The sequence below is a fragment of the Curtobacterium sp. NPDC088465 genome (assembly GCF_044753165.1).
Taxonomy (GTDB): Bacteria; Actinomycetota; Actinomycetes; order Actinomycetales; family Microbacteriaceae; genus Curtobacterium.
In genome coordinates this window covers 395,475-420,398 of record NZ_JBIVMR010000003.1, presented here as the reverse complement: position 1 = coordinate 420,398, position 24,924 = coordinate 395,475, and the positions used below count along the sequence as shown (strand labels likewise).

Annotated in this window: 25 protein-coding genes and 4 tRNA genes; 6 read left to right on the top strand and 23 right to left on the bottom strand. The window is 70.6% G+C overall.

Annotation, left to right across the window (positions count from 1 at the left end; translation table 11 throughout):
- Positions 1 to 3: 3 nt before the first annotated feature.
- From ACIP6W_RS13825 to ACIP6W_RS13800, 6 genes are all read right to left on the bottom strand, one after another.
- Positions 4 to 990, bottom strand: coding sequence for a biopolymer transporter Tol (locus ACIP6W_RS13825; protein ID WP_400430050.1), 987 nt, complete (start codon positions 988 to 990; stop codon positions 4 to 6).
- Between the two features lie 151 nt (positions 991 to 1,141).
- Entirely contained in the window at positions 1,142 to 1,981 is an 840-nt protein-coding gene (locus tag ACIP6W_RS13820; RefSeq protein ID WP_400430048.1) for a carbohydrate ABC transporter permease, read from the bottom strand.
- The gene (locus ACIP6W_RS13815) at positions 1,974 to 2,969 is read right to left on the bottom strand and encodes a carbohydrate ABC transporter permease (RefSeq protein ID WP_200884102.1); all 996 of its coding nucleotides are present in this window, start codon (positions 2,967 to 2,969) and stop codon (positions 1,974 to 1,976) included. Before ACIP6W_RS13815 ends, ACIP6W_RS13820 begins: the two co-directional genes overlap by 8 nt.
- A 170-nt stretch (positions 2,970 to 3,139) precedes the next feature.
- Positions 3,140 to 4,441, bottom strand: a complete 1,302-nt coding sequence (locus ACIP6W_RS13810) for a sugar ABC transporter substrate-binding protein (RefSeq protein ID WP_066655227.1) — start codon at positions 4,439 to 4,441, stop codon at positions 3,140 to 3,142.
- 159 nt (positions 4,442 to 4,600) lie between these two features.
- Positions 4,601 to 5,758, bottom strand: a complete 1,158-nt coding sequence (locus tag ACIP6W_RS13805) for a Gfo/Idh/MocA family protein (RefSeq protein WP_251159573.1) — start codon at positions 5,756 to 5,758, stop codon at positions 4,601 to 4,603.
- A complete protein-coding gene (locus tag ACIP6W_RS13800) occupies positions 5,755 to 6,501 on the bottom strand; it encodes a sugar phosphate isomerase/epimerase (protein WP_066655229.1) in 747 nt (248 codons plus the stop codon). Before ACIP6W_RS13800 ends, ACIP6W_RS13805 begins: the two co-directional genes overlap by 4 nt.
- A 143-nt stretch (positions 6,502 to 6,644) precedes the next feature.
- Here ACIP6W_RS13800 and ACIP6W_RS13795 point away from each other — a divergent pair, with 143 nt between their 5' ends.
- Positions 6,645 to 7,856 carry an ROK family transcriptional regulator gene (locus ACIP6W_RS13795; RefSeq protein ID WP_066655230.1) on the top strand — a complete coding sequence of 404 codons (1,212 nt, stop codon included), beginning with the start codon at positions 6,645 to 6,647 and terminating at the stop codon, positions 7,854 to 7,856.
- Between the two features lie 59 nt (positions 7,857 to 7,915).
- The gene (locus ACIP6W_RS13790; RefSeq protein ID WP_066655232.1) at positions 7,916 to 8,671 is read left to right on the top strand and encodes a YqaJ viral recombinase family protein; all 756 of its coding nucleotides are present in this window, start codon (positions 7,916 to 7,918) and stop codon (positions 8,669 to 8,671) included.
- Here the strand turns inward: ACIP6W_RS13790 and ACIP6W_RS13785 are convergent.
- From ACIP6W_RS13785 to ACIP6W_RS13760, 6 genes are all read right to left on the bottom strand, one after another.
- Positions 8,668 to 9,276 carry a Pr6Pr family membrane protein gene (locus ACIP6W_RS13785; RefSeq protein WP_066655235.1) on the bottom strand — a complete coding sequence of 203 codons (609 nt, stop codon included), beginning with the start codon at positions 9,274 to 9,276 and terminating at the stop codon, positions 8,668 to 8,670. The genes ACIP6W_RS13790 and ACIP6W_RS13785 overlap by 4 nt on opposite strands.
- A gap of 84 nt (positions 9,277 to 9,360) precedes the next feature.
- Positions 9,361 to 10,050, bottom strand: coding sequence for a 50S ribosomal protein L1 (gene rplA, locus ACIP6W_RS13780; protein WP_066655236.1), 690 nt, complete (start codon positions 10,048 to 10,050; stop codon positions 9,361 to 9,363).
- An 84-nt stretch (positions 10,051 to 10,134) separates the two neighbouring features.
- Complete coding sequence (rplK, locus tag ACIP6W_RS13775; protein ID WP_017888638.1) at positions 10,135 to 10,566, bottom strand: 50S ribosomal protein L11; 432 nt, start codon at positions 10,564 to 10,566, stop codon at positions 10,135 to 10,137.
- Between the two features lie 122 nt (positions 10,567 to 10,688).
- Positions 10,689 to 11,741 (bottom strand): transcription termination/antitermination protein NusG, encoded by a 1,053-nt coding sequence (gene nusG / locus ACIP6W_RS13770; RefSeq protein ID WP_209685055.1) that lies wholly within the window; start codon positions 11,739 to 11,741, stop codon positions 10,689 to 10,691.
- Positions 11,742 to 11,887: 146 nt separating this feature from the next.
- The gene (secE, locus tag ACIP6W_RS13765) at positions 11,888 to 12,166 is read right to left on the bottom strand and encodes a preprotein translocase subunit SecE (RefSeq protein WP_066658449.1); all 279 of its coding nucleotides are present in this window, start codon (positions 12,164 to 12,166) and stop codon (positions 11,888 to 11,890) included.
- Between the two features lie 20 nt (positions 12,167 to 12,186).
- Positions 12,187 to 12,259: transfer RNA gene (locus ACIP6W_RS13760), tRNA-Trp, on the bottom strand.
- A gap of 215 nt (positions 12,260 to 12,474) precedes the next feature.
- Between ACIP6W_RS13760 and ACIP6W_RS13755 the strand changes: the two genes are divergently transcribed.
- Positions 12,475 to 13,659, top strand: a complete 1,185-nt coding sequence (locus tag ACIP6W_RS13755; protein ID WP_400430138.1) for a pyridoxal phosphate-dependent aminotransferase — start codon at positions 12,475 to 12,477, stop codon at positions 13,657 to 13,659.
- 118 nt (positions 13,660 to 13,777) lie between these two features.
- Here ACIP6W_RS13755 and ACIP6W_RS13750 read toward each other — a convergent pair whose 3' ends face one another.
- From ACIP6W_RS13750 to ACIP6W_RS13740, 3 genes are read right to left on the bottom strand one after another with little or no spacing between them, the layout of a single operon-like run.
- The gene (locus ACIP6W_RS13750; RefSeq protein WP_400430136.1) at positions 13,778 to 14,815 is read right to left on the bottom strand and encodes a UDP-N-acetylmuramate dehydrogenase; all 1,038 of its coding nucleotides are present in this window, start codon (positions 14,813 to 14,815) and stop codon (positions 13,778 to 13,780) included.
- The gene (locus ACIP6W_RS13745; protein ID WP_066655238.1) at positions 14,812 to 15,237 is read right to left on the bottom strand and encodes a MaoC/PaaZ C-terminal domain-containing protein; all 426 of its coding nucleotides are present in this window, start codon (positions 15,235 to 15,237) and stop codon (positions 14,812 to 14,814) included. Before ACIP6W_RS13745 ends, ACIP6W_RS13750 begins: the two co-directional genes overlap by 4 nt.
- The gene (locus tag ACIP6W_RS13740) at positions 15,234 to 15,683 is read right to left on the bottom strand and encodes a MaoC family dehydratase N-terminal domain-containing protein (RefSeq protein ID WP_081984962.1); all 450 of its coding nucleotides are present in this window, start codon (positions 15,681 to 15,683) and stop codon (positions 15,234 to 15,236) included. The genes ACIP6W_RS13745 and ACIP6W_RS13740 overlap by 4 nt, the downstream gene beginning before the upstream one ends.
- Before the next feature lie 119 nt (positions 15,684 to 15,802).
- Between ACIP6W_RS13740 and ACIP6W_RS13735 the strand changes: the two genes are divergently transcribed.
- Positions 15,803 to 16,180, top strand: a complete 378-nt coding sequence (locus ACIP6W_RS13735; protein WP_251154616.1) for a hypothetical protein — start codon at positions 15,803 to 15,805, stop codon at positions 16,178 to 16,180.
- Positions 16,181 to 16,506: 326 nt separating this feature from the next.
- Here the strand turns inward: ACIP6W_RS13735 and ACIP6W_RS13730 are convergent.
- From ACIP6W_RS13730 to ACIP6W_RS13710, 5 genes are all read right to left on the bottom strand, one after another.
- Positions 16,507 to 16,583 (bottom strand) — tRNA-Met (locus ACIP6W_RS13730).
- A gap of 32 nt (positions 16,584 to 16,615) precedes the next feature.
- Positions 16,616 to 16,687, bottom strand: a tRNA-Thr gene (locus ACIP6W_RS13725).
- Positions 16,688 to 16,779: 92 nt separating this feature from the next.
- Complete coding sequence (locus ACIP6W_RS13720) at positions 16,780 to 17,991, bottom strand: peptidoglycan DD-metalloendopeptidase family protein (RefSeq protein ID WP_400430044.1); 1,212 nt, start codon at positions 17,989 to 17,991, stop codon at positions 16,780 to 16,782.
- A 179-nt stretch (positions 17,992 to 18,170) separates the two neighbouring features.
- Complete coding sequence (locus tag ACIP6W_RS13715) at positions 18,171 to 18,992, bottom strand: inositol monophosphatase family protein (protein WP_066655248.1); 822 nt, start codon at positions 18,990 to 18,992, stop codon at positions 18,171 to 18,173.
- A gap of 87 nt (positions 18,993 to 19,079) precedes the next feature.
- Positions 19,080 to 19,161: transfer RNA gene (locus ACIP6W_RS13710), tRNA-Tyr, on the bottom strand.
- Between the two features lie 118 nt (positions 19,162 to 19,279).
- Between ACIP6W_RS13710 and ACIP6W_RS13705 the strand changes: the two genes are divergently transcribed.
- Positions 19,280 to 19,768 (top strand): YajQ family cyclic di-GMP-binding protein, encoded by a 489-nt coding sequence (locus ACIP6W_RS13705; RefSeq protein ID WP_066655250.1) that lies wholly within the window; start codon positions 19,280 to 19,282, stop codon positions 19,766 to 19,768.
- A gap of 11 nt (positions 19,769 to 19,779) precedes the next feature.
- Positions 19,780 to 21,240 (top strand): cardiolipin synthase, encoded by a 1,461-nt coding sequence (cls, locus tag ACIP6W_RS13700; RefSeq protein WP_400430042.1) that lies wholly within the window; start codon positions 19,780 to 19,782, stop codon positions 21,238 to 21,240.
- Positions 21,241 to 21,282: 42 nt separating this feature from the next.
- Here the strand turns inward: cls and ACIP6W_RS13695 are convergent, their stop codons facing one another.
- From ACIP6W_RS13695 to ACIP6W_RS13685, 3 genes are read right to left on the bottom strand one after another with little or no spacing between them, the layout of a single operon-like run.
- Entirely contained in the window at positions 21,283 to 22,404 is a 1,122-nt protein-coding gene (locus tag ACIP6W_RS13695; protein WP_271825245.1) for a heparan-alpha-glucosaminide N-acetyltransferase domain-containing protein, read from the bottom strand.
- Between the two features lie 10 nt (positions 22,405 to 22,414).
- A complete protein-coding gene (locus tag ACIP6W_RS13690; protein ID WP_066655254.1) occupies positions 22,415 to 23,785 on the bottom strand; it encodes an FAD-dependent oxidoreductase in 1,371 nt (456 codons plus the stop codon).
- Positions 23,786 to 23,842: 57 nt separating this feature from the next.
- Positions 23,843 to 24,919 (bottom strand): polyprenyl synthetase family protein, encoded by a 1,077-nt coding sequence (locus ACIP6W_RS13685; RefSeq protein ID WP_066655261.1) that lies wholly within the window; start codon positions 24,917 to 24,919, stop codon positions 23,843 to 23,845.
- Positions 24,920 to 24,924: the final 5 nt, after the last annotated feature.

Below are 24,924 nucleotides of genomic sequence, written 5' to 3'. Positions count from 1 at the left end.
CGCTCAGGTGACGGGGTAGTCGCAGTACGCGAACCAGCGCGAGTCGGGCGACCACGGCGGGACGTTGACGGTCCCCTGGCCGCCGTCGAGCGCGACGAGGGTCTCGGGCACGACGGCGATCCGCGCGCCCCGGGCCAGGACCCCGGGCAGCAGCCGCAGCTCGACCCGGTGGTCGGCGGGGTGCCCCTGCACGCCGGGGCCGTACGACAGGTAGAGCAGGTGCGCGCCGTCCGGGGACAGGTGCGGGAACCAGTTCACGCGGTCGTCGGCGGTGATCTGCACGGGACCGCCCGCACCGCCGTCGCCCGCAGCGCCGTCGCCCGCTGCGCCGTCGCGGGCCCCGAGCCGGAGCGACGCGAGCTGCGCGGTGCCCGGTGTGAAGCGCTCGGTGTTGAACAGGACGGTGGCGCCGTCCGGCGTGATCGCGCACCCGTCGTCCGGGTGGGGGTCCCGCGTGAGGAAGGTCGTGTCGCCGGACGCTGCGTCGACGAGGGCGACGTCGGTCGTCCAGACCCCCTCCGGCGTGCGCTCCCCCACGATCGCCGCGAGGGTCGAACCGTCGGGCGCGATGCCGTGCAGGTAGTACTTCCGGACCACCGGCAGCACCGCGGCGGTGTCGGTGATGCGGACCGCCGACCCGCCCTCGGGCAACGGGACCCGGTACAGCTCGCCGTCGCGGGCGCTCACCACCACGGAGTCGCCGCCGGGGTCGAGCACGTGGTCGTTGTTGATCTCGTCGACGCCCGGCATCGGCACGCGGACGAGAGCGGTCTCGTCGAGCACCGTGTCGCTGCCCGTCGCCGGCGGGGTCAGGAGCCAGAGGTCCCCGTCCCCGTTCAGCACGAGCGTGCCGTCGTCGCGCACGTTCGGCGCCTCGGCGAGCACCCGGTCCGACGAGAACACGAGCCTCGACGTCCGGGTCTCGACGTCGTACACGTGCACCCGGCTGCTCTGCCCCGGCAGCAGCTGCCGTCCTCGCGTCCCCGTCATCTGTCCATCCTGTCGCATCGGACCACGCACCGACGAGACTCGGCCCGGCGGACAGTTCCACGGGCGAAGTCCCGCGAAACTGTCCGCCGAGCCGAGTCTCGGGTAGGCCGGCCGGGCCCGCCAGCCGAGCCTGGCCGGGCCAGCCGGGCGCCTACTTCACCGCACCCGCGGTCAGACCGGCCACGAACTGACGCTGCACGACGAGGAACGCCACCACGACCGGGATCGAGACGACGAGCGACGCCGCCATGATCTGGTTCCAGTACACGTTCGTCTGCGTGGAGTACTGCTGCAGACCGTTCGCGAGCAGCTGCCCGTCGCCGTTCGTCATCACCGAGGCGAAGAGGACCTCGCCCCACGCGGTCATGAACGAGTAGATGCCGACCGCGACGAGACCGGGTCGCGCCGAGGGCAGGATGACCCGGAACAGCGCGCCCATCGGGCCGGAGCCGTCGACCATCGCGGCCTCGTCGAGCTCCCGCGGGATCGTCTCGAAGTACCCGGACAGCATCCAGATCGAGAACGGCAGCGTGAACGTCAGGTAGGTGATGATCAGGCCGAGCCACGACCCGACGAGCTGGATGCCGAGCGCGTTGCCGAGGTTCGTGAAGATGAGGAACAGCGGCAGCAGGAACAGCACGCCCGGGAACATCTGGGTGGAGAGCACCGCCGTGGTGAAGGTGCTCTTGCCCTTGAAGTTCCAGCGCGAGACACCGTACGCGGCGAACGTGGCGATGATCAGCGAGAACAGCGTCGCGATCGTGCAGACCACGAGCGAGTTCACGAAGTACTTCGCCAGCGGCACCGTCGACCACATGTCGATGAACGGCTGGAGGGTGATGTTGGTCGGGATCCACGTGAAGTTGTCCTGCACGTCGCCGAGCGGCTTCATCGCCGTGGTGATCATCACGTAGAGCGGGACGACCGTGAACAACGTCAACAGGACGATCGTGACGACCTTGAAGGACTTGGCGCCCATTGTTTCACGCACGGACGGACCTCCGGTTGGTCACGGCCAGGTAGATGCCCGTGACGATGAGCAGGAAGATGAGGAGCAGCACGCTCATCGCGGCGCCGGAACCGAAGTTCCAGGTGATGAACGACGCGTTGTAGATGTGGAAGCTGAGCAGGTCGGCGGCCGGCGGTTGCGCGGTCGAGCCGAACAGCACGTACGGCGTGTTGAAGTCGTTGAACGTCCAGAGGAACATCACGAGCACGAGCGTCACGTTGACCGGACGGACCATCGGCAGCGTGATGGAGCGCCACTGGCGGAAGGGCTTCGCACCGTCCACCGACGCGGCCTCGTACACGTCGTTCGGCACCGACTGCAGGCCCGCCATGAGCATGAGGAACGCGAACGGCCAGGTCTTCCAGATCGCGACGACGACGACCGAGACGAACGCGTTCGAGCCGATCAGCCAGAACGGTCCCTGCCCACCGAAGAGTCCGAGCTGGTCGACGAGGACGTGGTTCACGGCACCCGAGTCCCGCTGGAACATGAACTTCCAGGTGATGATGCCGGCGTACATCGGCAGCGCGTACGGCACGAGGAAGAGCGTGCGGAAGAGCCCGCGGCCCTTGAAGGGCTTCTGCAGCGCGACCGCCGCAGCCATGCCGAAGGTCCACGCCAGCGCGACGACGATGACCGTGTAGCCGCAGGTGATGAGGAACGAGTTGAGGACGCCCTTGCCGATGGCCTGGTCGAAGTCGATGGCGACCGAGTAGTTCCGCAGCCCGGCGAAGGGCGCGGCTCCCCAGTTCGCGATGAAGTACTTGGTGAGCTGCACGAACGAGATCCAGATGCCGGTGAGCATCGGCACGATGTGGATGAGCAGCTCGAAGAGGACCGCCGGCGCGACGAGCGCGTACGGCAGCCAGTGGCGCTTCGGCTTCCGACCCGGCTGCGGCCCCGACAGGGTCGGTGCCTTCGTGTGGGTCAGGTCGATGCGCTCGGAGTCGGGCAGGACCGAGGTGGTCATGGGTGGGGGCCTTCCGGCAGGAGGGGGATCGGTGCTTCGCGCGGGTCCGTGGCAGCGGACGGGAGGCGCGGCGTGCGTGAGCCGATGCGCTCACTCCCGGCGCGGGGCCGGGTGTGGAGGGGCGAGGCCCGGGGCGCGTCCTGCGGACGCACCCCGGGCCTCCCGGCCGACTAGCCGACCGACTGCGAGACCTGGTCCTGCGCGGTCTGCAGGGCCGTCTTGATGTCGCTGTCGGACACCGTGCCGCCGGTGGCGATCTTGGCGAACATGTCGTTCATCGCCTTGCCGACCGTCGACTCGAACTGGTCCTCGGCGGGCACCAGCGGGAGCGGCTTCGCCTTGTTGTTGTAGATGTCGAGGAACGTCTTCGTCTGCTCGTCGGAGACCGAGTCGGCAGCCGAGGCGAGCACCGGCAGGGCCGAGTACGGCTTGTCGAGCGTCGTCTGGGTGTCCTCGCTCGTCATGTACTTGACGAACTTCAGCGCACCGTCCTTGTTCTTCGTGTTCTTGAAGACCGACAGGTTGATGCCGGCGGGGAAGGAGGCGATGTCCTTCGCGCCCTCGGGTGCCGGGAAGGGCACCACGCCGAAGTCGTCGGCGGACATGCCGTTCGACGTGATCGTGGCGTTGGCGTTGTTCTGCGTCAGCATCATCGCGGCCTTCTTGTTCGCGAAGTCCGACACCGCCTGCGTGCCGTTGTCGTACTGCGCGTTCGAGGTGTTGACCGCCTTGTCGGACTGCATCAGGTCGAGGTAGCGCTTGATGCCGTCGACGTTCGCCTTCTGGGTGAAGGTCGGGTTGCCGTCCTCGTCGAACCACTCGCCGCCGTTCTGCGCCGAGTTGATGAAGGCGAAGTGCGCGTTCTCGGTGTACGAGCCACCGGCGATGGTGAAGCCGTACTTGCCGTCGGTGGTGAGCTTCTTCGCGTCGGCGGTCAGCTCCTCCCACGTGGTGGGTGCCTCGAGGCCGGCGTCCTTGAACATCTGCTTGTTGTAGTACAGGCCGTAGGCGAGGCCGTAGAGCGGGACGCTCGTGACGGTCTTGCCCGGAGCACCACCGGTGGACAGCGCGACCTTGCCGAACTTGTCGGCACCGCCGATCGCCTCCATCTCCGAGTCACCGAACTCCTGGAAGGCGCCGGTGGCCTGGAGCGACGTCGCCCAGGTGTTGCCGATGTTGACCACGTCCGGGCCCTGGCCCGAGGTGACGGCGGTGGTGATCTTCGTCTGCAGGTCGTTCCAGCCGATGACCTGGAGGTCCACCTTGATCCCGGTCTCCTTGGTGAACTTCTCGAGGACGGGGGTGAGCACCTCCTTGTCGTTCTGCAGGGACGTGCCCTGGTTGGACGCCCAGTACGTGAGCGTCTTCGAGTCGCCGGAGGAACCGGACGACCCGGAGGAGCAGGCCGCCAGGCCGGTCACGGTGAGTGCCGCGGCCGCGGTGATGGCCAGTGCGCGGATGGCAGTGCGCATGACTCTCTACTTTCTCGTCGTTGAGATGGTGCGAAGGGGTGTACGTGTCGGGTGCTGCTGTGTGCGTGCCGGTCGACGTCGCCGTCACCGGCGTGCGGGGTCGTCCCGATGCCCTGCCCGGGTGTGCCGTCGTCCGCGGACGGACGCCGGCGCGTCCGGTCAGGACAGGGTCGACTCCGCCGGGTCCCAGCCCTCGGGGAGGGTCGGGGAGGGTGCGACGGTGCTCTCCACGAGCACCGTCTCACCACGTTCTGCCGCCTCGGCGATGGAGACCATCACGTCGAGGACGTGGAAGGCGAGGTCGCCGGGGACCCGGTTCTCCTCACCCGCACGGAGGGAGCGGGCCAGGTCGACCACGCCCGTCCCCCGCGAGTAGGTGGACCCGACGGCGGGGATCGTCTCGGGCTCGTCGGCACCGAGCACGTACAGCTCGGTGTCGCCGTCGAAGTCGTTCGGGTCCGGGAACACGACGGTCCCCGTCTCCCCCGCGATCTCGACGAAGCCGGTGCGGCCACGGTCGGACTCGAACGAGAACACGCTCTGCGCGCTCCCGCCGTCCTCGAACTGGATCAGCGCCGAGTGGTTCGTCGGCACGTCGACGGGGAACTCCGTCCCGGCCTTCGGACCCGAGCCGATCGTGCGGGTGGCACGGGACCTCGACGCGGTGGCGGTGACCTTCGCGACGGGGCCGAACGCCTGCACGAGCGTGGTGATGTAGTACGGGCCGATGTCGAACAACGGGCCGGCGCCGTCCGCGAACAGGAACTCGGGGCTCGGGTGCCACGACTCGGGCCCGGGGCTCTGGAAGAGGGTCAGACCGTTCAGCGGCGTGCCGATCCGACCGTCGCGGATCGTCCGGAGGGCGGTCTGCAGTCCGGCGCCGAGGAACGTGTCCGGCGCGACGCTGACGGTCCTGCCGGCGGCGCGCGCCGCGTCCCGGAGCTCGGCCGCGCTGGAGCGGTCGAGCGCGTAGGGCTTCTCGCCCCAGACGTGCTTGCCCGCGGCGAGGGCGCGGAGGGCGACCTCGACGTGCGCGGCCGGGATGGTCAGGTTCACGACGATCTCGACGTCGTCGTCGGCGAGGAGCTCCTCCACCGATCCCGATCCGGCGACGCCCCACTTCTCGGCCTGGGCGGCGGCACGTGCCTCGTCGATGTCGGCGATGAACCGGACCTCGACGTCGGGGAAGACCGTGAGGTTCGACAGGTACTGGTCGGAGATGACCCCGGCCCCGATGACGCCGACCCCGACCGGGCCGGTGCGGTGCGCGGCGTCGTCGGACTGCTGCGCGCCCGCCGCGGTCGTCGTGTCGGTCATGCGCGGACCCCCTGCAGGAACGTGTACGAGTCGGCGACGGCCTGGAACACGTCGCCCTCGTGGCCGTCGAGCTCGACGACGTGCTGGGCGTCCGGCGCCGCGGCGACGATGTCGCGGATCGGCATGACGCCGTTGCCCACCGCGACCTGCTTCTCGTCGTCGTGCGAGCCGTCGCCGTCCTTGACGTGCAGGAACTGCACCTTGTCGCCGTACTTGCCGAGGATCGCGACCGGGTCGTCGCCACCGACCGTCACCCAGTAGGTGTCGAGCTCGAGGACAACGTCGTCGGACAGCGCGTCGGCGAAGACCTCGTAGGCGCTCACGCCGTCGATGCGGTTCGAGAACTCGAACGCGTGGTTGTGGTAGCCGAGCACGAGTCCGTGGTCGGCGGCGCGGGGAGCCAGTGCGCTGAGTTCGCGGGCGACGGCCTCGACGTCCTCGCGGGTCGTCCAGCGGGCCTCGTCGATGTGCGGGTCGATGAGCGTCCCCAGCCCGACCGTGACGCTGGCGTGGAGGATGCGCTCGAGGTCCTGCTCCCCGGCGTCCAGCAGACGGGCGTGGCCGCTCGGTGCCTGCAGGCCAGCGGCCGCCAGGGCGTCGCGCAGTTCCTCGGCGCGGTCGACGAAGCCGAAGGCCTCGACGTTCGTGTAGCCGATGGACGCGATGCGCTGGAGCGTGCCCGGCAGGTCCGCCGAGAGGGCGTCCCGCACCGTGTAGAGCTGGACCGACAGGGGTTGTGTCACCAGGGGTTCTCCTCGTCGAGATGGTGGATCGTCAGTGATCGAGCGTCACACTATGGCCGCTTCTGTCGGCGGTCAAGCAGAAGTTGCGAAGTCCTCGACAGTCTTCGTTGCGTGGCGCGTTCGATGTGTGCTTCACTCCCGACATGATCGACTTCACCCGGACGGCAGCGTCGCCGCCGGTCGGAGCGAGCGAACTCTTCCAGATCCTCCGCGACGGTGTGCCGCGGACCCGGGCGGAGCTCGCCGCCCTGACGGGACTCGCGCGCTCGACGATCGCCGTGCGCCTGGACGCCCTCGTCGACGTGGGGCTCGTGGGCCCCGTGGAGACCGCCGCGTCGACCGGCGGCCGTCCCCCCGCCCAGGTCGCCCTCGTCCCGCGCGCACGCCTCGTCGTGGCCGCCGACCTCGGTGCCTCGCACGGGCGGGTCGCCGTGACCGACCTCGTCGGGGCCCCGCTGGCGACGCGGGAGGCCGCGATCGACATCGCCGCCGGCCCGGTCCCCACCCTCACGTGGCTGGTCGAGACCGTCGACGAACTGCTCGACGAGGTCGGTCGGCGGCGCGACGACGTCGTCGCGATCGGCATCGGCGTCCCCGGCCCGGTCGAGTTCTCCACCGGGCGCCCGGCGAACCCGCCGATCATGCCGGGCTGGGACGGCTTCGACGTCCCCGGATGGTTGCGCGGCCACGTCGCCGCGCACGTGCTGGTCGACAACGACGTGAACATCGCCGCGCTCGGCGAACGGGCGTACGGCTGGCCGGACCTGGACCACCTGTTGTTCGTGAAGGTCGCGACCGGCATCGGCTCGGGCATCGTCTCCGACGGGCAGCTCCGCCGGGGCGCGCAGGGCACCGCGGGCGACATCGGTCACGTGCGCGTGTCCCGCGCGGGCGACGTGCCGTGCCACTGCGGCAACACCGGCTGCCTCGAGGCCGTCGCCTCCGGCCCGGCCATCGCCCGCGCCCTGCGGGCGAAGGGTCACGACGTGCACACCAGCGGCGACGTCATCGACCTGGTGAACCGTTCGGAACTCGACGCGATCGGGGCCGTCCGACAGGCCGGCCGGGACATCGGCGAGGTCCTCGCGACCTGTGTCTCGCTCGTCAACCCGTCCGTGATCACGCTCGGCGGCTCCATCACCCGTGCCGGGGAGCACCTGCTCGCCGGTGTCCGCGAGGTCGTCTACGCCCGCTCGATGCCCCTCGCCACCGAGCACCTCGTGATCGCGCAGTCCCGTGCGGGCTCCGTCGCCGCACTGCAGGGCGCAGCCGTGCTCGCCCTCGACTACGCGCTCTCCCCCGCCGGCGTCGACGAGCTCGTCGCCCCCGCCGAGGGCCGTCAGCTCGTCTCCTGAGGGCGGACGCCGCGCGCGTCGGTTCGCGCCGTGTCGGCCCGCGGGGTGACAATCGTCCGGTGACGATCGTGCAGCCCACCCTGTGGGGCGACCTGGACCCCGGTCTGGAGGCCCTCCCCGCCTCCGCCGCGCCGGCCACGTCCGCCGTGCGGTCGGCTGCACGCGACGCTGCTCCCGTCGGTCGTCCTGCCGCGGGCCCGCGGTCCGCGCCCGGTGGCCACGACGCGTTCACCGCGCTCCGCGGGCACACCGAGCGGATCGTCGCGCACTCGTCCGACCGGGTGGCGTGGCTCCGCGCCCGCGCGATGGGCATCACCGCGACCGACGTCGCACGGCTCGCGTCGCTGCGCGCGGTCGAGACCGTCGTCGCCGAGAAGCGGTACGGCTCCCGGTTCTCGGGCAACGCCTGGACCGAGCACGGCAAGGACCGTGAGCCCGTGATCGCCGCCTGGGTCGCGGCCACGCACGGCATCGAGCCGTCGGCCCACCTCTTCCACGCGAGCACGAACCGCGCGCACCTGGCGACCCCCGACGGCGTCGGCCACGACGCGTCGGACCGACTCGTGCTCGCCGAGATCAAGACCACGGGCAAGGGCTGGCGGAGCATCCCCCGGCACTACCTGCGCCAGGTCTGGTGGCAGCAGTACGTCCTGGGGGCCGACCGCACCCTGTTCGTGTGGGAGCGCCACGACGACTTCGTGCCCGTCGCCGACGAACCCGAGTGCCGGTGGGTCGACCGCGACGACGACCAGATCCGCGGGCTCGTCCAGCTCGCGGACCTCGTGCTCGACAAGCTCCGGACGTTCCGGGTCTAGACCCGCAGCAGACGCAGCCGGCTCATCCCCACCACGAGGATCCCCATGAGCCCGATGAACACCGCGACGCCGAGGCAGTACAGCGCCACGACGCCGTAGCCCTGCGCAGGGTCCAGGAACGGGTACGGGACCCACCCGTCGGTCGCGCCGCGGACGAGCACCACGACGAGCCAGACCGCCGGGTAGACCAGGAACCACCAGACGTGCCGGAGGAGCAGCCGCGCCCGGTCGGAGAACACCAGCCAGTCGAGCACGGCGTACAGCGGGATCACCTTGTGCAGCACGTCGTTCGACCACGGCACCGTGTTCGACACCGAGGCCCCGACGAGCAGCGTGTTGTAGACGACGCCCGTCGTGGCGATGTACACCGTCGCCGCACCCCGGAACCCGGTGAGCAGCAGGTTGCTGCGCTGCCGTCGCGCTGCTGCCACGAGGGTCAGCGCGAAAGCCACCGCGACGATGAGGTTCGACTGGATCGTGAAGTAGCCGAAGAAGTTCCAGAACAGGTAGTCCGGCGTCCGGGAGGTCACGAGCCACTGCGCGAGGACCGCGGCGACGACCGCGATCACGGCGACGAGCCGGAGGGAGTTCACGAGGGTCCGCACGAGGCCACGGTATCCGGTCGGACCCCCGGGAACGCAGGAGGACCCGCACCGATCGGTGCGGGTCCTCCTGAGCTGATCAGTCGATCAGATGGCGTTGACGTCGAGCGGGATGCCCGGTCCGAACGTCGTCGAGACGGCGCCCTTCATGATGTAGCGGCCCTTCGACGCGGACGGCTTGAGGCGGACGATCTCCTCGAGCGCGGCCGAGATGTTCTCGTCGAGCTGCTCCGGCGTGAACGAGGCCTTGCCGACGACGAAGTGCACGTTGGCGTGCTTGTCGACGCGGAACTCGATCTTGCCGCCCTTGATGTCGTTGACGGCCTGCGCCACGTTCGGGGTCACGGTGCCGGTCTTCGGGTTGGGCATGAGGCCACGCGGGCCGAGCACCTTGCCGAGACGACCGACCTTGCCCATGAGCTCCGGCGTCGCGACGGCGGAGTCGAACGCGGTGTAGCCCTCGGCCACCTTCGCGATGAGCTCGTCGCCACCGACCTCGTCGGCACCGGCGGCGATGGCGGCCTCGGCCGCAGCGCCCACGGCGAAGACGATGACGCGGGCGGTCTTGCCCGTGCCGTGCGGCAGGATGACCGTGCCGCGGACCATCTGGTCGGCCTTGCGCGGGTCGACGCCGAGCTTCAGCGCGACCTCGACCGTGGAGTCGGTCTTCGCCGAGCCGGTCTCCTTCGCGAGGGCGACTGCCTCGGTCGGGGTGTAGAACTTGTCGGCCTCGATCTTCGCGGCCGCGGCCTGGTAGGCCTTGGACTTCTTCGCCATGGTGTTCTCCTCAGGAGCTACGTGGTTGACGAGCCGGCGAGGCTCTCCCACGGAAAGGGGTCGGGGTGTGTGGGGCGCTGAGGCTTACGCCTCGACCGTGATGCCCATCGAACGAGCGGTGCCGGCGATGATCTTCGCGGCCTGCTCGATGTCGTTGGCGTTCAGGTCGGCCTGCTTGGTCTCGGCGATCTGACGGACCTGGTCCATCGAGATCTTCGCGACCTTGACCGTGTGCGGGGTCGAGGACCCCTTCTGCACACCCGCGGCCTTCTTGATCAGCTCTGCGGCCGGCGGGGTCTTGAGGACGAACGTGAACGAACGGTCCTCGTAGACGGTGATCTCGACCGGCACGACGTTCCCGCGCTGCGACTCGGTCGCGGCGTTGTACGCCTTGCAGAACTCCATGATGTTCACGCCGTGCTGACCGAGCGCAGGACCGATCGGCGGGGCCGGGTTGGCGGCGCCCGCGTTGATCTGCAGCTTGATGAGGCCCGTGACCTTCTTCTTCGGTGCCATGTTGTGCTTCCTCCTGGAATCGAACGCACGGGGATCCGTGCACTCTCCCGCTGGCCCGGCGGATCCGGACCGCGGTGAAGCCCCGCATGCCACAGCACGCGGGGCCAAACCTCAGTAGCTTACTACAGCTTGGTGACCTGGTCGAAGCTGAGCTCGACCGGGGTCTCGCGCTCGAACAGCGAGACGAGGACGGTGAGCTTGCCGCTCTCCGGCTTGATCTCGGAGATCGAACCCGGCAGGCCCGCGAACGAGCCTTCCTTGATGGTGATCGTCTCGCCGATCTCGAAGTCGACCTCGGCCTGCGGCTGCGCCTGTGCGGCACCGCCGGACTTCGCGCCACCCTTGGTCGGTGCGGCCTCGGCGACCTGCACGAGCGACTTCAGCATGCCGAACGCCTCGTCGAAGCGGAGCGGCGTCGGGTTGTGGGCGTTGCCGACGAAGCCGGTGACACCGGGGGTGTGGCGGACGACCGACCACGAGTCCTCGTTGAGGTCCATGCGGACGAGCACGTACGAGGGGATCCGGACGCGGGTGACCAGCTTGCGCTGCCCGTTCTTGATCTCGACGACGTCCTCCATCGGGACCTCGACCTGGTAGATCGAGTCCTCCATCGACATCGAGATCATGCGGTTCTCGATGTTCGACTTCACGCGGCGCTCGAAGCCCGCGTAGGAGTGGATGACGTACCACTTGCCCGGCTTCATCCGCAGTTCGGCCTTGAAGGCGTCGTACGGGTCGACCTCGGCGGGCTCGTCGTCGACCTCGTCGGCGTCGAGGGCCTCGTCCGCGGCGAGCGTCTCGTTCGCCTCGGCTGCGGAGGCGTCCTCGAGCTCGGTCTCCTCCTCGTCCTCGACCGCCTCGACGGCGGCCTCGGCCTCGTCGGCGGAGTCGATGTCGAGCGCGTCGTCGACGACGGCGTCGGCCTCGGGGTCGCGGGACTCGGCCAGCGCCGTGAGCGCCTCGTCGATGGAGGTGTCCACCGTGCCGTCGTCCGGCTCGTCGCTCGTCCCGAGGGACTCGGCGTCCTCGTCCTCGACGGAGATCGCACGCTCCTCGGCGGACTCGACCGAACGGCCCTCGGCGGTCTCGACGTCGCCTTCCTGGTTCTCCTCGACCTCGGAGGACTGCTCGGCAGCCGTGGCGAGGTCGATGTCGTCGCGGGAGTAGTCAGACACTGCGGTTCTTTCCGTTCGGTGGTGCGGATCGGGTGAGTGGCCGGAGCGGTTCGCGTCCGTCGCCGTCTCGGGCGACCGTACTCCTGTCGGGGTCCGGCCAGGTGAACGGACGCAGCAGACCAGCCGTCAGGCCGGTCGACGACGGGTCAGGCCGTGGGACCGTTGCCGAAGACGTAACCGACGCCGAGACCGAAGACGAAGTCGAGGATCGACACCAGGATCATCATCACGACGACGAAGACGAGCACGACGCCGGTGTAGCTGAAGAGCTCCTTGCGGGTCGGCGTGACGACCTTGCGGAGTTCGCCGATGACCTGGCGGATGAAGAGGACGACGGCAGCGATCGGGCCACCACGCTGAGCACGGTCGGCCTTGGCCTTCGCGACGACGTCGTCCGCCGTCGTCTCCATGTCCTTGCTCGCCACCTTCACACCTTCCAGACTTGCAGGGCGGACAGGACTCGAACCTGCAACCTGCGGTTTTGGAGACCGCTGCTCTACCAATTGAGCCACCGCCCTGTAGGGGTCGGAACCCCCTGGGGCACGTCCCGTCACCGTTCCGTGCGCCGGTGGTCGAGTGTACGGGAGTCCGTCACACGCTGTCCACTCGGCCGCTCCCCCCGGCGTGCCGCGCCGGTAGGCTGGCGGCCGTGAGCACCGCAGCCCCCGGCCCCGAGTCCACCGCCCCCGAGACCGCGACGGACTCCGTCGCCGCGACCTCCGACCGTCCGCGCATCGCGTCGCGCATCGCCGCGATCGCCGAGTCCGCGACGCTCAAGGTCGATGCGAAGGCCAAGGCGCTCAAGGCCGCCGGTCGTCCGGTGATCTCGTTCGCGGCGGGCGAGCCGGACTTCGCGACGCCGCAGCACGTGGTCGACGCCGCCGTCCTGGCCGTCCAGGACCCCGCGAACCACCGCTACACGCCGGCGACGGGCCTGCCCGAGCTCAAGCGGGCGATCGCCGAGAAGACCGCTCGCGAGTCCGGCGTCACCGTCGACCCGTCGCAGGTCATCGTCACCAACGGCGGGAAGCAGGCCGTCTACCAGGCCTTCCAGACCATCGTGGACGAGGGCGACGAGGTCCTGCTGCCCGCTCCCTACTGGACCACCTACCCCGAGGCGATCCGCCTGGCCGGCGGCGTCCCGGTCGAGGTCTTCGCGGGCAGCGACCAGGACTACCTCGTCACGGTCGAGCAGCTCGAGGCAGCGCGCACGCCGAGTACCAAGGCGCTGCTGTTCTGCTCGCCGTCGAACCCCACCGGCTCGGTGTACTCGGCCGAGCAGACGAAGGCCATCGGCGAGTGGGCGCTCGAGCACGGCATCTGGGTGGTCAGCGACGAGATCTACCAGGACCTGGTCTACGACGACGTCGCCTTCACGGGCATCCTCGACGCGGTGCCGGCCCTCGCCGACACCACGATCCTCGTCAACGGCGTCGCGAAGACGTACGCCATGACCGGGTGGCGCGTCGGGTGGTCCATCGGCCCGGCCGACGCCGTGAAGGCCGCGTCCAACCTGCAGTCGCACCTGTCGTCGAACGTGGCGAACGTGTCGCAGCGTGCCGCGATCGCAGCCCTCACCGGCCCGCAGGAGCCCGTCGCGGCGATGCGCGAGGCGTTCGACCGCCGCCGTCGCGCCATCGTCGAGGGGCTCAACGCGATCCCGGGCTTCGTCACCCCGACCCCGAAGGGCGCCTTCTACGTCTACCCCGACGTCACGGCGCTCCTCGGCCGCGAGTGGGCGGGGTCGACCCCGACGACCACGCTCGAGCTCGCGGACCTGATCCTCGAGCACGCCGAGGTCGCGGTCGTCCCGGGCGAGGCCTTCGGTCCCTCCGGCTACATCCGGATGTCCTACGCGCTCGGCGACGACGACATCGCCGAGGGCGTCCGGCGGCTGGCGGCGTTCTTCTCCGCGTAGCCCCCTCCGCAGCACGCAACGTGGGCGGTTCCGCGCAGCGCTTGACCGCTGCGCGGAGCCGCCCACGTTGCGTCTCGCGAGACTGCGACGGCCGGGAGGCGCGGCGACCGTCCGGTGGTCAGCTCGCGCCGAGCAGGTCCCCCACCACGACCGGCTCCGGGACCAGCGAGACGCCGAAGCGGTTCAGGACGGTCACCTGGACGTACCGCGCGAGCTCGGCGACCTGGGCTGCGGTGGCACCCCCACGGTTGGTCAGCGCCAGGGTGTGCTTCGACGAGATCGCGGCGTGCGACCCGGGGACCGTGTACCCGCGGTGCACCCCCGCGTGCTCGATGAGCCACGCGGCGCTGAGCTTCACGTCGTCGCCGGCCGGCCAACGAGGGGCCTCCGGCGGCAGCGTCTCGGCGAACCCGGCCGACACGATCGGGTTCGTGAAGAACGAGCCGGCGCTCCACGTGTCCGGGTCGGCGTCGTCGAGCACCATCCCCTTGGACGACCGCAGGCGCAGCACCGTCGTCCGGATGGTCATCGGGTCGACCGGGGTGCCGAGCTCGACGCCGAGCGAGCCGGCCAGCTGGGCGTAGCGGACGGGCACGCCTTCGTCCACGGTGGCGCCGAGGCGGAACTCGACCGTCAGCACCACGCCTCGTCGCCCGTGCTTGAGCGTCGAGGTGCGGTAGCCGAGCGCCAGCTCGGCCGCGTCCACCCACGCGCGTTCCCCCGTCGACGCGTCGAGGAACTCGATGCGGGAGAGCACGTCGGAGAGCTCGACCCCGTAGGCGCCGATGTTCTGCACGGGGGCGGCACCGACCGTGCCCGGGATGCCGCTGAGGGCCTCCAGGCCGGTCCAACCGTTCTCGACGGTCGTCGCGACGAACCGGTCCCACGGTTCACCGGCCGCGACGCGGACGGTGACGCCGTCCTCGTCGGGCTCGGCGTCGACACCGCGCGTCCGGACGAGCACGACGGTGCCGGCGAAGCCGTCGTCGGCGACGAGCAGGTTGCTGCCGCCACCGACGACGAGCCACTCGTCGTCCTGCCACGCGGTGTGCGCGTGCGCGACGAGCTCGTCGGTCGTGTCCGCGACCAGGAGCGTCGCCGCAGGACCTCCGACGCGGAACGTGGTGAGGTCGGCGAGTCGCGTCGACACGGTCAGCGGAACACCACCGTGACCTGCGCCTTGCCGAGCACGGTCTGCCCGGCGGCGGTCACGGTGAGGTCGATGCGCTGCGGACGCCCCTGGTCGTCGACGGTGCCGACCTTCGCGACGACGCCGACGGTCGCGCCCTGCTCGGGGTCGACGACGACGGGGCGGGTGAATCGGACGCCGTAGCGCTGGACCCAGCCGCGGTCGCCGAGCCACTCGGCGACGGGCTGGACGGCGAGCCCCATCGTCAGCATGCCGTGCGCGAGCACGCCGGGGAGCCCGACGGAGGCGGCGACGTCGTCGCGGTAGTGGATCGGGTTGAAGTCGCCCGAGGCACCGGCGTAGCGGACGAGCGCGTCGCGGGTGAGGTGGACCTCGCGCTCGGCGACGACGGTGCCGACCTCGAGCGCGGTGGCGGGTGCGGTGGTCATGCGTCGTCTCCTCGGACCACGAGGGTGGAGGTCGCGGTGACGACGTGCTCCCCCGAGGCGTCCTGCATCGTGCTCTCGGCGGTCACCATGGCGTTGCCGCCGAGGGTCTTCACGCTGGTGACGGTGAGCGTGGCGGTCAGCTCGTCGCCCGCGACGATCGGCCGGTCGTAGGTGAAGGACTGCTCACCGTGCACGACGCGGGAGAAGTCGATGCCGGCGTCCGGCTCGGCCAGGAGCTGGGCGAGCGTCGCCTCCTGCACGACGACGGCGAAGGTCGGCGGGGCGACCACGTCGGTGTAGCCGGCGGCGCGGGCGGCGTCGGGCTCGTGGTGGATCGGGTTCGTCGCGAACACGGCGCGCGAGAACTCGCGCACCTTCTCACGACCGACCAGGTAGGGCTGGGCCGGCGGGAACGTCCTGCCGACGAGCTCGGGGTTCACTGACACGCGTGGGAGTCTACCGAGCACGCTCGACACACGCCCTCTCCCTGAGCATGCATCGGCTATGCTCGCCGCACGGTGTCCGGGGGGACGCCGGGTACGACTCCGGGGACGGGGAGGGACTCATGGAGCACACGACGCAGTACGCGGTCCACACGGGCGACCGGTGCACCGCCATGGAGGTCGCCGGCGCGGCACTCCGACAGACCGGGCACCGGGTCGAGTCGACCGGGGGCACGATCACCGCGACGATCGGCAACCGGCTGCTGACGATCCTGCTCGGCGCCCTCGTGCACCCGGCGCGGGAGTTCCGGCGGTACGAGCTCTCGACGACCGTCACGGGGACGTCGACCACGATCACGCTCCGGCACGCCCAGCACGCCACGGCGGTGTCCGGGGGCGGCATCGGCGCGGGGCGTCGGCGGAGCGCCCGGCAGCAGGTGGAGGCGACGCTCGAACGGGCCCTCCGGGCGGCGGGTGTGCTGACCACTCCCCCGCGTTGAGGCGCGACCGCGGAGCGTCACAGCGCGGCAGGGGCGGGCACACCCGGCGAGAACGGGCGCGCCTGATGAGGACAGTCGTACCTGGCGAGAACAGTCGTACCTGGCGAGAACGGGCGTACCTGGTCTGCCAGGAACCCTCGGCATGCTCGATCCCACTCGGTACAGCGCCCGCGATGGGAAGGATCGGGCGGAACGACGGGCCTCGGATCAGACCGATGACGCCCCGAGCCGACGCGCCCCGAGCCGACGTGCCTCGAGACCGACGCAGCCCGGGAACGACGCGCCCCGGGAACGACGAAAGCCCGGCGATCTGGCCGCCGGGCCTGTGGTAGCGAGGACGGGACTTGAACCCGTGACCCCACGATTATGAGTCGTGTGCTCTAACCAACTGAGCTACCCCGCCGGAGATCCGGAGCGACAACAGCTCCGGGTCGGAGCCCCGAGTCAGGATTGAACTGACGACCCCTTCCTTACCATGGAAGTGCTCTACCACTGAGCTATCGGGGCGAGTGCCGCTCGGCGGCACCAGACGAGCGTAGCAGACGTGCGACGGTGGTCGGGAACCGGACGTGTCGCCCGGGCGTGCCGCCGCTCCTCCGCTAGTTCGCGTTGGCGCGGAGCCAGGTCAGCGGGTCCACCGGGACGCCACCGACGTGGATCTCCAGGTGCAGGTGCGGACCGGTCGAGTTGCCGGTCGACCCGACCTCGCCGAGTTCGTCGCCGACGGCGACCTCCTGCCCGGTGACGACCTTGAACGTGCCGTCCTTCATGTGGCCGTACACGCTGACGAACTGCTTGCCGTCGACGTCGTGCTGCACCCACACGTCGTTGCCGAAGCCGCCGTCGTGCGCCTGCACCTTGATGACCGTGCCCGCGGCGACGGAGCGGATCGGGGTCCCCTCGCCCGGGGCGAAGTCGACGCCCATGTGGTTCGTCGAGCAGAACGAGCAGCCCTCGACCTGACGACCGCCGAAGCCCGACGTGATCGGCACCCCGGTCAGGAACGGCCACTGGATCGAGCCGTTCGGGTCGTTCGAGAAGGACGACGCGTCGACGTTCTTGTACTGCGTGGCGGACGTCACCGAGTACTGGTCGCGGGTGGTCTCGGCCTCCACGGCACCGTTGCCCACGCTGAGGGACTGTGCTCCGCCGGTGGCGGTGGCGCGAGCCGCGGTGGTGTCCGCCGGCGGCACCCAGAGCGCCTGCGCCGGCAGCGACGTCGACACGACCAGCCCGGCGGCGAACAGCAGTGCGCCGACGGCGGTGACCCGCGAGGCGTTCCGGCGGAAGGCGTCACCGCGCGTGCTGCCCGTGGACACCGACGACGCCGAGGCGCTGCTGATGTGTCGGGTCGCACGGTCGACGCGGACGGCCGCGGCGGTGCGCCGTGCACGGCCGCGGCCGGCCTCCGGAGCCCTGCCGCCGGACGTCGGGGCGGTCGCGGGACGTCGCGCTCCCGACGGACGGACCGCATCGACGACCGGGGTCGGGGCGCGCGAGGCGTCCGCCGCCGGCGCGACGTCGGGCGAGACCGGCGCGGGCGGCGTGACCGCTCCGGCGGACGGTGCCGGCCGGACCGGTGAGGCCGGCGCGAGGTCGATCGGTGAGACCGGGGCTGCGGGCGTCGTCGGGGCGACGAGCTCGTCGAACGACGGCACGTCGACCGGGGACTGCGGAGCCGCTGCGGAGCGCGGGGTGCTGGTCGCAGCCGCTCGACGCTCGGCCTCGATGCGTGCGCGTCGCGTCAGGTGCACGACCGGCTCGGTCTCGGTGCGGGTGGGCGTCTGCGCAGTCGTGGAGGCGTGGGGCATGTGTTCGAGGCTGATCCTGATCGGGGCACGGGGCGCTCGTGTGTAACGAGCAGATAACGGGACTGGAGCACGCTAGCAGGGGCCGTCGCGCACCGCCAGTCGTCTGCACGACCGTGCACCGTCCGCGAGCGGTGCCCCACCGGACCCTGCCGGCGCCCGGCGAGTGCGCCTCCGGGCCGTCAGTCGGCGAGCACCTCGGACTCGAGCCGACGGACCAGGGACTCCAGCTGGTCGGCGACGGCGGGGGCCGCGAACAGGAAGGAGCGCGTGCCGCCGGCCTCCCAGATCCGGACGCTCGCTCCGGCCTCGGCGGCGACGAGCGACCCCGCCGCCATGTCCCACGGGTTGATGCCGCGCTCGTAGTACGCGTCGACGGTGCCGGCCCCGACCGCGCAGCAGTCGAGCGACGCCGCTCCCGCGCGACGGACGTCCCGCACCTCGCCGATCAGGCCGGCCAGCACCGCGACCTGCTCACGCCGACGGTCGGCGGTGTAGCCGAAGCCCGTCGCGACGAGCGTCTCCGCGAGGGACGACGGGGTCGACACGCGGAGCGGGACGCCGTCGCGTGTCGCGCCCTCGCCGGACACCGCCCGGAACACGGTGCCGGTCGCCGGCGCCACGACGATCCCCGCGAGCGCCTCCCACTGCGTCGGGTCCGCGCTCCCCCGCACGACGCCGATGCTCACCCCGTACTGCTCACTGCCGTAGAGGTAGTTGACCGTGCCGTCGATCGGGTCGACCACCCAGGTGATCCCCGTGGACCCGGCACCGGAGCCGGACTCCTCGCCGTGGAAGGCGTCGTCGGGACGCGCCTCGGCGATCCGCGTGCGGACGAGGTCCTCGACCTCCCGGTCGGCAGCCGTGACGACGTCGACGATGCTCGACTTCCGGTCGGCGACCTCGACCCCCTCCGCTCGTCGGCGGGCCGCGAGCGCTGCTGCCTCACGGGCGATCGACTCGGCGAGGTCGGCGAACTGGGCGGGAGCGAGGCTGTCGGGCATGGCACCAGCCTGCCGGATCACGCCCCGGAAGGACGCCAGGCCGGGAACGGCAACAGCCCCGTCCGGATCGGACGGGGCTGTTCGCTGTGGCAAGTGAGGGATTCGAACCCCCGAAGGCTACGCCGGCTGATTTACAGTCAGATCCCTTTGGCCGCTTGGGTAACTTGCCGTGTGCGCACCCGACCGGTGTGGTCACCAACCGAAGGCGCGCTGAAGAGCATACCGGACGTCGGAGGGTGCTCGTGACCACCGAACCGGGATCCCGTCGCGCCGTTAGGCTGTCCCGCATGGCAGACAGTTCCTTCGACGTGGTCAGCAAGGTCGACAAGATGGAGGCGGAGAACGCCCTCAACCAGGCCGCCAAGGAGATCGAGCAGCGGTACGACTTCAAGGGCGCCGACGCCTCGATCGCGTTCAGCGGCGAGGACGTCCTCATCAAGGCGAACTCCGAGGAGCGCGCCAAGGCCGTCCTCGACGTGCTGCAGACCAAGGCGATCAAGCGGAACATCTCGCTGAAGAGCCTGGACGCCGGAGACCCCTACCCCTCGGGCAAGGAGTACCGCATCGAGGTGAAGTTCAAGAACGGCATCGAGCAGGACGTCGCCAAGAAGATCGGCGCGTTCCTCCGCGCGAACGCCCCGAAGAGCGTGAAGAGCCAGATCCAGGGCGACGAGCTCCGCGTCTCCTCCAAGAGCCGCGACGACCTGCAGAACACGATCCAGCTCCTCAAGGGTGAAGAGTTCGACGTGCCGCTGCAGTTCATCAACTTCCGCTAGCGCCGCGCCCCGTGGAGCACTGGCTCGGCGTCGCGGTCACCGTCCTCCTGGTCCTGCTGGACCTGGCGATCCGCGTCTTCTCGATCATCTACGTCCCCTACAACCGGAAGCCGCAGACCGCGACGGCCTGGCTGCTCGCGATCTTCCTGATCCCCTACATCGGGTTCATCGTCTTCATGGTGATCGGGTCGACGAAGCTGCCGAAGGCACGGCGCGAGAAGCAGACCGAGATCAACGCGTACATCCTCGAGCAGACCGAGGGCATCGAGCGTGTGCGCCGCGACCACCCGTGGCCGCTGTGGCTCGAGTCCGTGACGAAGCTGAACCGCGAGCTGGGCGCCATGCCCCTGGTCGGCGGCAACTCCGCCGAGCTCTACCCCGACTCGTACGAGTCGGTGCAGGAGATGACGCGGGCGATCGACCAGTCTCGGCGCTTCGTGCACGTCGAGTTCTACATCGCGACGATCGACGACACCACCCGGCCGTACTTCGAGGCGCTGGCCCGTGCCCAGGCACGCGGTGTCACCGTGCGGTTCCTGCTCGACCACTGGGCGAGCCGCGGGTACCCGGGCTACAAGGACACGCTCGCGTTCCTCGACCGGGCGAACATCGAGTGGCACCTCATGCTGCCGCTGCAGCCGCTGCAGGGGAAGTTCCAGCGGCCCGACCTGCGCAACCACCGGAAGATCATGGTCATCGACGGCTCGGTGGCCTTCACGGGCTCGCAGAACCTCATCGACCCGTCGTACGACCTGCAGTCGCACTTCGAGAAGGGCATGGTCTACAAGGACCTGTTCGCCCGGTTCGAGGGTCCCGTCGTCGCGGGACTCAACGCCCTGTTCGTGACGGACTGGTACAGCGAGACCGACGAGCTCCTGCTCCGCGAGAGCGACCCCGTCCAGCGCGCCGACCGCGGCGACGCGCTCGACTGCCAGGTCGTACCGTCCGGGCCCGGCTTCGACGGTGAGAACAACCTGCGCCTGTTCAACGCGCTGCTGTACTCCGCACAGGAGAAGGTGTCCATCACCTCGCCCTACTTCGTCCCCGACGACTCGATGCTCTACGCGATCACCACGACCGCCCAGCGCGGGGTCGAGGTCGAGCTCTTCGTCGGCGAGATGGGTGACCACGCGATGACGTGGCACGCACAGCGCTCCTACTACGAGGAGCTCCTGCGCGCCGGTGTCCGGATCTGGCTCTACCGGGCGCCGACGATCCTGCACGCGAAGCACTTCACCATCGACGACGACGTCTCCGTCATCGGGTCGAGCAACATGGACATGCGGTCGTTCAGCCTCAACCTCGAGGTCTCGGTGATGGTGCGCGGCAGCCGGTTCGTCGATGCGCTCCGCGGTGTGCAGGCCGCGTACAAGGACGCGTCGTTCGAGCTCACCCTGGACGCGTGGCTCGAGCGCCCGCGCCGGTCCCAGGTCCTCGACAACGTCGCGCGGCTCACCGCCGCCCTGCAGTAGGGACCCACGGCCGGGAGGATCGGCGACCGCCCGCCTCCCCGGTCAGGGCGCTGCCGGCACCAGACGGGTGAGGCGAGCGACCACGCGCTCGAGCGGTCCACTCCCGAGGAACGTGCGCCACAGCATCGCGAACAGCACCGAGCCGATCGCGAACCCCGCCCACACCGTGCCCGACTCCGGGTACTCCGGCAGCAGCGCGATCACGACGAGGTGCCCGGCGTAGACCGTCAGCGGCATCGACCCCACCGCGGCGAGCGGGAACGCGATCCGCGAGACCGTCCGGCCGCGGCCGTCGAACACCAGGGTGCACAGGGCGAGCACCGCCACCGCGACCCCGGCGGTCCCGACGACGTCGACGACCGACGACGAGTGGTCGCGCGGGGACAGCAGCAGCTGCGCGAGCGCCACGGCTCCCCCGCTGCCGTCCGGCGCCCACGGGACCCCGGGGAACGCCTCGACCCCGGCGTCGACCGGGACCGGCGCCAGGACGTTGCCGACCACGTAGGCCGCGACGGCGACCAGCAGCCCGGACGCGAGGAGCGCGACCTGCGCACGCCGCGCCTCCAGTCCGACCCTGGCGACCGCGAGACCGACCAGGACGTACGCCAGGAAGGTGACCACCGGGTAGACGAGCCCGAGTTGCACCTCCCACATGCCGGCGCCGGCGTAGAACGGTGCCGACGCGAGCGCGACCACGGGCGACAGCAGCGCGCACACCGCCGCGGCGACGAGCAACCAGCCCGGTCGCCACCGGAGCGCCGGCAGCACCAGCAGGAAGAGCGCGCCGTACGTGGGCAGGATGACGTAGACGGGTGTGCCGAGCGCCATGAGCAGGAGCCCGACCGCGACCACCGCCACGGCCCGGATCGCCAGCCGTGCCCGGATCCGCCCGATGGCCGGTGGTCCTGGCGGATCCGTCCGTCCGCTCGTCAGACCGATCGAGACGCCCGCGAGCACCGCGAACAGGGTGGAGGGCCGTCCGTGCGCCACGGCGGACCACGTGCCGGGGTCACCCCAGTCCACGGCCTCGGCGATGCCGCCGACGTGGGCCGCCATCATGCCGAGGAGCGCGAGCGCCCGCGCCACGTCGACGCCCTGCAGACGACCGGGCGCGACGAGCACGCCCCGCATCGCGGCGGGCGGTGCGGGGCGTGACGCGGTCATCGTGCTGCGGTCAGCTCGTGGGCGAGGGCGTGCGTCGGAGCGAGACGTCGACCATCTCGTCGCGCGGGACGACCTTGATGCGCTCGCGACCCTCCGCGGCGCCCAGGGCCTGCTCGTGCTCGTCGAGGGCGTGCCAGCCGTCGAGGTCGGTGTAGTCCACGCCGCGCTCGCGGAGCAGTGCCGGGACCGCCTCGGGCGACGGGTCGGCCGGCGTCCACCACGAGGCCTGGTCGTTGACGATGTGCTGGACGGTCTCCATCGCGTCGGACTTGGTGTGCCCGATCAGGCCGACCGGGCCTCGCTTGATCCACCCGGTCGCGTAGACGCCCGGGAGCGGCGAGCCGTCCTCGTCGAGCACCTGGCCCTCGCGGTTCGGGATGACGCCGGTCTTCTCGTCGAAGGGCACACCGGGCAGCGGGGAGCCGAAGTAGCCCACCGCTCGGTACACGGCCTGCACGGGGAGCTCGCGGACCTCGCCGGTGCCCTCGACGCCGCCCTCGCCGTTCGGCCGGGTGCGCTCGTACCGCAGTGCCGTGACGTGGCCGTCCTCGCCGACGATCTCGACGGGCTTCGCCCAGAAGTGCAGGTGGAGCCGGCGACTGGCCTGCCCGACCTCACGCGTGCGCCACTGCTCCAGGACACGGTTCATCACCATGACCTGCTTGTTGGTCTGGATCGCGGTGAGCGATGCCTCGTCGTGGTCGAAGTCCTCGTCGTACACGACCATGTCGACGTCGCGGAGCTCACCGAGCTCGCGGAGCTCCAGCGGCGTGAACTTCACCTGCGCCGGACCGCGTCGTCCGAACACGTGCACGTCGGTGACCGGGCTCGCCTGCAGCCCCTCGTACACGTTCGCCGGGATCTCGGTGGGCAGCAGGTCGTCGGCGTGCTTCGCGAGGATGCGGGACACGTCGAGCGCGACGTTGCCGTTGCCGATCACCGCGACGCTCGACGCCGTGAGCGGCCACGTGCGCGGCACGTCCGGGTGCCCGTCGAACCAGCTGACGAAGTCCGCGGCACCGTGGGAGCCGTCGAGGTCGACCCCGGGGACGTCGAGCTCGGCGTCCTTGATCGCGCCGGTCGAGAACAGCACGGCGTTGTAGTGCTGCTTGAGGTCGTCGAGGGTGATGTCCTCCCCGAAGCGCACGTTGCCGAAGAGTCGGACGACTCCGCGGTCGAGGACGTCCCGCAGGGCGTTGACGATGCCCTTGATGCGCGGGTGGTCCGGTGCGACGCCGTAGCGGACCAGGCCGTAGGGCGCGGGGAGCTGCTCGAAGAGGTCGATCGACACGTCGGTGCCGTGCGCCTCGCGCAGCAGGATGTCCGCGGCGTAGATGCCGGCGGGACCGGCGCCGACGATGGCGATTCGCAGGGTGGGCACTGATGTCTCCAGTTCGTTCGGGCGGGTGCTCCCGATGGGCCTCGGTGGGCCCTCGTGTCAGCGGCTGCGTTCGACGACGGACTCGGCGAAGCGGGTCAGCGCGCGCTTCACGGTGCCGTCGGGCAGCGGTTCCAGGGCCTCGACCGCCTCCTCCGCCCAACGGACGGCGACGGCGCGGGTGGCGGTGGTGGCTTCGTGCTCGCGCAGCGCGGCGACGGCCGACCGGTACGGCGCGGAGTCCACGGCGTCGTCGGGGGCGTCCTTCACGTCGTGCTCGATCCGGGCGAGCAGGTCGGCCGCGCCGTCGTCGGCGGCGGCCAGGCGACGCAGCTGCAGCAGCGGCAGGGTGTCCACGCCGGCGCGCAGGTCGTTGCCGGCGATCTTGCCGGTGCGGTCCTTCGCCGGGGCGAGGTCGATGACGTCGTCGACGAGCTGGAAGGCGACGCCGACCTTCTCGCCGAAGGTCCCGACGGCGTGCAGGTAGGCGCGGTCGGCTCCGGAGAACATCACGCCGGCGCGGGCCGCCGTGGCGATCAGCGAGCCCGTCTTGTCGCTGAGCACCTGGATGTAGTGCTCGACCGGGTCGTCCCCGGGCTGCGGGCCCGTCGTCTCGTGCAGCTGCCCCATGCAGAGGCGCTGGAAGGTCTCCGCCTGCATCCGGATGCCCTCGGTCCCGAGGTCGGCGGTGATCAGGCTGGCACGTGCGAAGAGCAGGTCGCCGGTCAGGATCGCGACGTTGTTGCCGTAGGTCACGTGCGCCGCCGGGACCCCCCGGCGGACCGGGGCCTCGTCCATGACGTCGTCGTGGTACAGCGACGCCAGGTGGGTGGTCTCGATGCTCACCGCGGCCTTGACCACCGCGTCGGTCACCCCGTTGCCCAGCTGCGCGATGAGCAGCGTCAGCGTCGGCCGGATGCGCTTGCCGCCCGCCGAGAGCAGGTAGCGGCTCGTGGTGTCCGCCAGGGTGTCGGTCGAGCGCATGGCCTCCTCGAGGCCCTGCTCGACGAGCTCGAGCCCGTCGTCGACCGCGCTGATGAAGCGGCGCTCGGACGGGGTCGCGAACAACCGCTCGCCGATGCCCAGCGAGGCGCGGAGGCTCGGTGCGCGGCGTGCGACCGGGACGCTCGGGTTCAAGTGCT